Genomic DNA, 5,738 nt, shown 5'->3' with positions numbered 1-5,738 from the left:
TTTTGCCAACCTGCTGTTAGCATTATCTGTAGCCCTATTAGCTTCATCATGAGCATTTTTAGCTGCTACATTTGCCGTATTTGCAAAATCGTATGCTTCCTTAATTGCTTTTGGCGTCGCCGCTGAGGTTTCACTTGTGCTATTTGTCGCACTACTCAGTTGTACAACGCCCTTCTGAGTCAATGAGGCATCAGAAACACCACTCAATTTGCTCTCAGCGATTTTTCTAATATCGTGAACCGCTTTCGGAGTCGCCGCCTGATCTTCTCTGTCAGAGTTTGTCGCGCTGTTGAGTTGCGATATACCTTTCTGCGTCAATGAAGCATCAGGGATTTCCGTAGTTATTTTCTGTTTTAATGCCTGGTCTAACTGTTGAGTAAGTTTTTCCAGGTCTCCATCATCCATCACGTCTTCACCGGTTTTTTCTGCAATGTATTTCCCTATCACCGCTGCGATAACCGAAGATTGGCGCCAAACTTTATTTAATCGCTCACTCCTCGCTATTCCTGATTTAAATCCCTCCTCAATGAAATCTGCACTTTCATATTCTTCTTGCGACAAAGTATTCGCGTTTTCACCAATGGCAAATGCTTTAAAATCATTTTTAGCCATTTCTAACCCTCCACTATATGGTAATTAACCGTTATCCCCATAGGTTTAAGCGAGAGATAACCCTGATGGATGATTTCTTTAGTAATAGTACTGATTGATTTACCTTTAATAGTCACAATGAATGACATATCCAAGTTATCTTCGAAAGATACAGACAGGCCATTATTTGAATGAATAAAACTCAGGATGTTATTAAATGACTCAGCCGTTCCATCCCAGTTATTTGTGCCTATTTTAGCTTTTATGACGATTCGATAATTATCATCATCCAGTTTGATATAACTTTTATCACTGTCAAACCGCCCTTTCCACATGCCGCTATCAAACCCCAAATCGTTAATATCAAAGGAGAAGTAATAAGATTCAATTGGAGTCTGAATCATTCGATTCCTCCCTACCCATTCTCCAATAATATCAAGCTGTTTGCCCACTGCTTTATCAAGGTCAAAACTGCTAATCAGTAAATCTGTTGTCAGCGCATTCTGGTTGAAAATATCCGTCACAGCTTCAAGCATCCTGACATATTTTTTACCTTCCATGTGATATGCAGGAATCAGCTTCATATATTTGTTCATTCGAGCACCGTTACTATTTTAATATTTTCAGGTGAACACGTCGGCGCTTCATTAAAAGCTATGTCAATGTTCGCCGTTCCGGTTGTCGATGCTGATTTTCCTACTATCACAGATAATACTTCATATGTCTGGCCTCCGTTTTTATTGCATAAGTTTGCAGGTACAAATAAGCGAGTAACATATACTCCATCACCAATATAAAGGGATTTTATATAGTTAGATATTTCATTACGAATATTATTACCAATATCCGATGTATATCCGATAAAGGGTTTAATGTGTATTTCAACATAAATTGGCACCAGTGTAGGACGATAGAAGTTAATCGTTTTTTTATTGCCATAATCATCGGTAATCGTTTCAGAGGTGGTGCCAAATGTCGGTATACCCGGCGTTTTCTTCACCAAAATAGTCCGGGCAATCTCTTTCGAATCTCCACCATCAATGACAAGTGCAATGCTATGAGCGGGTATGCCATTCTCATCCGTTTTGTCCGAGTCGTTGTCATATCCCCGGTAACGTGAAACTCCATGCAAATTGGCAATTGCCCCCATCAGTCCATCCATAATGGTTCTCGAAGGCAGCGCAACTGAAACCGCTTGCCGTATTCGCAGTTCTATATCGGTTTCAATTCCCCGGCCAAGTGTAGCCGCAACCGGGTTCGTCACGGTTTGCCAGCCCAGTGTCGGCGTAGCAATTTGGTTAACCGTGTGGGGCAATGCGCCAATAGCGCCCGATTTTTGACAAACCGCCGTTATAATGGCCTGACCGTGTGTGTCGATAATCACTTCATCCGGTAGTGACCAGGTGTTTCCCGCATCATCCCGGACGGAAGCGTTGCGGATTACGGTGCCAGCCCGACCAGTGACCAAAACATCCACCGTTGAGTTGCTGGAGCTTTTTCTGGTAATGCCGTTGATTTTGACATTACGGGAAAGCCCTTCCCCCACCGCTGTTGTCGGGCTAAATGAGTTATAGGAAGCAATGGTTGCGTTATTACAACCGTGAATAACGTATGCTATCAGCGATAAGAAAACACCGTCTTTACTGTCAGATTCAATGTAAATATCGTCCCCATAAATATCCCTGAATATCGTCTTCCAGCTATTTAAGATGGTTTGATAATCAGGCGCATTGATCCCGTTTTTGTCAATGGCAGGTAACATTGTGTTGATAATACTTTCATACATCAGCAGTTACTCCTGTCTGTCCATAAATCGTGTCAATCGTGACGGTAATGGTGATTTTTCTTGTTTCAGGGTTTCTTTCACTACGGTAGTGGATAATGTCCTCTACACCCGGCGTTTGTAGTATTCGCTGTCTAATAATCAGATCATAAAAACCCGATGTGCCTTTACCCAACACGTTGTCGTAATCGGTTCCTTCCCGGTTATCAAGAAACCATTCGCCATTACGCAGCATCAGACGAGTTTTCACTGCCTGTGCGACCGCTTCCGGTGTATTGATAAGAAAACTCGCCTCTCCACGACCAAATACATAATCGTTGTCAATTTCTCTTCTGTATCTCATTGAGGTTTCCCCGTCTTACTGCCACCTGATTGAACACCACTATGTACATGGTTTTTAAGGCTAATCCCTGCCGCTGTCACATCGTTACTCACCGTGACAGGGCCTTGCATGGTTGCAGTACCACCACCAGCGCCCATGCCCTGTGATAAGTTGCCGTTAATGGTGACGTTGCCGTTCAGGATGATTTCAGGTGAAGTGATTTCAGTACCGCCATTAGCTGTAGCGTTAAGTTTTGCCGGTGTGATAACCGTGATGTTATGACTATTGGGATCGAGTTCGATATATGCCGCGCCATCATCACTTCTCAGTTGCGCAGTGTTAGTGCTGATATTAGTTATTTTTTGTTGCTGAGATTGGGGGCCAACAATCGCAAATCCATCAGATAAGTTGTGCTGCCGGGGATCTACCGGTTCCTGTACCCCGCCAGATTGCCACCAGTAATCAATACAACGATCAGCAAATACGACCAAGCATTCATCACCAACTCTTACCGGGAAGGTTAGCGTTACGCCGCCGCCTCTTGGGAATATAACCGGCACATCCACTAACAGCGGCAAGGATACTGATTCCAGTTCCCCGTCTTTTTTCCTAATTTTCCATCTGATGGCCGGTTGCGCGGTAACGGTTACCGCATCAGCATCAAATGATTGAATAATGCAAGGCAAAGAGACATACAATCCGGCGCTAATGACTTCTTGCATAGCAAAGAAGACTGCTTCGGGTCTATTTAGTCGTTCATCAGTATTTATCATTCGCTCTCTGCCTTATCCTTATTGTGAGTTGATTGATTCAGCAAAGTATGATCGCTCTTAGCGATACACATTATTGTCATATACCACTCTGTTTCGCGGGTATCGCCGGAATATTCCACATTGAAGACAATGTAATCACCGTCAGCGTCCAACATTGCCGGTTGTGCTTTTGCATCCTTATGATCGCCAGACTGAGCAGCTGGTTTAGTGGCTGGATCAACCGGTTTGATTGAACGGTTATCCAGTCGGATTAATGTACCGGGGCGAATATTCGGATTAATTAAGCATGTAACGTTAATACCTGAACCAATAGTTTGTTCAGGCATACCAATAAGACCGGTTTGTGAAGTAAGGATAATAGCTTCAGTTAAGTATTTATTTTTGGGCACAATATGTAGTTTGTTATCTTCATAGCGCCAATTGGCATCACATTGTTTTGCCAGATTAGAAACTTCATTGCGGTGCATGCCAAAAAGCACTTTTCCCCTGGGTGATGCTGATTTGCTAAATTCAGGGCGTAGGCCTGCCGTAATGCCATATTTGGTAATATCACGCATTAGCAAATGATCTAAATCTGCTTGCGAATATCCAGCCGCAATGGTGGTATTCACGGTGGCGTAATTGTGTGCTTCATCTCCGTCCGCTGCATGAATCACAACACAAGTATCCGTTGCGTTGTCTCTCTTTACATACGTGTACTGAATTTGGCCTGAGAATATTTGTCCTGAGTTCTCCTTATAACCCGCCACAAATTTAATTTTTTTAAATTCATTTTTACGTAATTTATTACTGGTTTCGTTATTAAGGTTATATAGGGTAAAAATACCAGTAGCAGGGTTGGAAGATTCCGTTCTGCTAATATTAAATGTGATTTTCAGGTCTGATAAATTTACTTTTTCGCCATCTTTGTCTACAACGATAAGGTGGCATTCTCTTATCCATTGTTTTGACATAATTCACCTAATTATATAGAAGTAAAATTAATAGAAATAAAAAACCGTAATTAAGCGGCGTATGTAATAAATTATTACAAAATATCTTACCTTACCCTTATCAAGTTAACTTATTACAAAGTATAACCTGTCCTCTTTACCAAGATTATTCCTGAAAGGTTTCTCCTGATTTATATCGCCATAAAAAATTAATGATCCGTTAAAACCAAGATGACGATATTGTTCCAGTAAGTCAACCCCAAAAACCAACGGCAAACCTGTAACGATCAATTCACTGTCCGGCGTCATAATATCCAAAATCCAACCCGCAATATCACGCCACATCAATCTCATTTTATAGTTAATGCCATTTAGCTGAATATCGAATTGCTGATTTTGGGGTGATAAAGGAATTTCTACAACCCTAGCCATTTCTTACCTCGCTCTATAATAAAATCAAGAATAATCTTTGGCATCGATGGCTTCACCGTAACTTTAGCTCCCATATTAACTACAGGTGCTGTATCTTCAGGGTTTTTCATATTTTCTGCCGGTGCAGCTTTATTCGGTGACGTTTCAACAATAACAATTTCACGTAGGTTTAAAACTACCGATAAAACATTTTCACTGGTTTTATCGGTTGTGACACTGATATCTTTAATCAACATATTTTTATATAAGCGCTTTCCCGTGACGACATCAAACGGTTTATGTGATGCCCTCAGGTCAAGTAGCTGTTGATATATATCACGCGGACTGGTTCCAAGACTCAGTCCGGTGGAAATATCAAATACCTTTGTGGTATCAATAATATCAAGTAGCGAACCACCACCCGCGAAACCTAAATCCATTCTTACTTCTGATGGGCTGTCATAAGCATGATCACTGAATGTCACTCCCTGCTGAACCGGATGATCGGTGATATTCGATACATCGGTATGTGTTTCTGAAATAACGACACTCGGTACAATGACACCTATCTTTCTCTTCTGTTGAGAAAACATGACTGATAATATATCCATTGTTATCTCACCTGTGTTTGCATATTTCTAAGCAGCATACTATGAGTGCGTTCTACCGTTTCTCCAACCAATCTTGCTGCTTCTCTAGGGGATTCAACGCCATTGACTTCAATATGATAATTTACTTCTCCTATTCCCTGCATATTATTACTAGCAGATATTGGCGCACGATGTAATAAAGCGGGAGTAAATTCCTGATGATTCACCATGTTATTGATATTTGTCACCGCACCGTTGATCATTCGGCGATCAATGGAAATATTTCGCAAAGAGTGAGCCACATGATTTAAATGTCCAACCAATTTTGTCACTTTA

8 protein-coding genes and 1 pseudogene are annotated in these 5,738 nt (G+C 41.4%); all 9 read right to left on the bottom strand.

Going from position 1 to position 5,738, the window contains the following annotated elements; translation table 11 throughout:
• Window positions 1-612 (bottom strand): tail fiber protein (locus OO184_RS24370; protein ID WP_265381385.1); only part of this gene is annotated, 612 nt, incomplete at its 3' end.
• A gap of 2 nt (window positions 613-614) precedes the next feature.
• The gene (locus tag OO184_RS24365; RefSeq protein WP_265381384.1) at window positions 615-1,187 is read right to left on the bottom strand and encodes a DUF2612 domain-containing protein; all 573 of its coding nucleotides are present in this window, start codon (window positions 1,185-1,187) and stop codon (window positions 615-617) included.
• Window positions 1,184-2,377 carry a baseplate J/gp47 family protein gene (locus OO184_RS24360; protein ID WP_265381383.1) on the bottom strand — a complete coding sequence of 398 codons (1,194 nt, stop codon included), beginning with the start codon at window positions 2,375-2,377 and terminating at the stop codon, window positions 1,184-1,186. The genes OO184_RS24365 and OO184_RS24360 overlap by 4 nt, the downstream gene beginning before the upstream one ends.
• Window positions 2,370-2,717, bottom strand: coding sequence for a contractile injection system sheath initiator (locus tag OO184_RS24355; protein ID WP_265381382.1), 348 nt, complete (start codon window positions 2,715-2,717; stop codon window positions 2,370-2,372). Before OO184_RS24355 ends, OO184_RS24360 begins: the two co-directional genes overlap by 8 nt.
• Window positions 2,714-3,469 carry a phage baseplate assembly protein V gene (locus OO184_RS24350; protein ID WP_265381381.1) on the bottom strand — a complete coding sequence of 252 codons (756 nt, stop codon included), beginning with the start codon at window positions 3,467-3,469 and terminating at the stop codon, window positions 2,714-2,716. Before OO184_RS24350 ends, OO184_RS24355 begins: the two co-directional genes overlap by 4 nt.
• Entirely contained in the window at window positions 3,466-4,422 is a 957-nt protein-coding gene (locus OO184_RS24345; protein WP_265381380.1) for a phage protein, read from the bottom strand. The genes OO184_RS24350 and OO184_RS24345 overlap by 4 nt, the downstream gene beginning before the upstream one ends.
• Window positions 4,423-4,527: 105 nt before the next feature.
• Window positions 4,528-4,833 (bottom strand): phage baseplate plug family protein, encoded by a 306-nt coding sequence (locus tag OO184_RS24340; RefSeq protein ID WP_049584709.1) that lies wholly within the window; start codon window positions 4,831-4,833, stop codon window positions 4,528-4,530.
• On the bottom strand, window positions 4,818-5,423 hold the full coding sequence (locus tag OO184_RS24335; RefSeq protein ID WP_046395661.1) for a phage baseplate protein: 606 nt from the start codon (window positions 5,421-5,423) through the stop codon (window positions 4,818-4,820). Before OO184_RS24335 ends, OO184_RS24340 begins: the two co-directional genes overlap by 16 nt.
• Window positions 5,424-5,425: 2 nt before the next feature.
• Window positions 5,426-5,738 (bottom strand): annotated as a pseudogene (locus tag OO184_RS24330) (hypothetical protein); the annotation flags it as partial.

Source organism: Photorhabdus aballayi, from assembly GCF_026153155.1.
GTDB classification, from domain to species: Bacteria; Pseudomonadota; Gammaproteobacteria; order Enterobacterales; family Enterobacteriaceae; genus Photorhabdus; species Photorhabdus luminescens.
The sequence above is the reverse complement of the archived record's forward strand: the minus strand, read 5'-3'. Positions and strand labels throughout refer to the sequence as shown.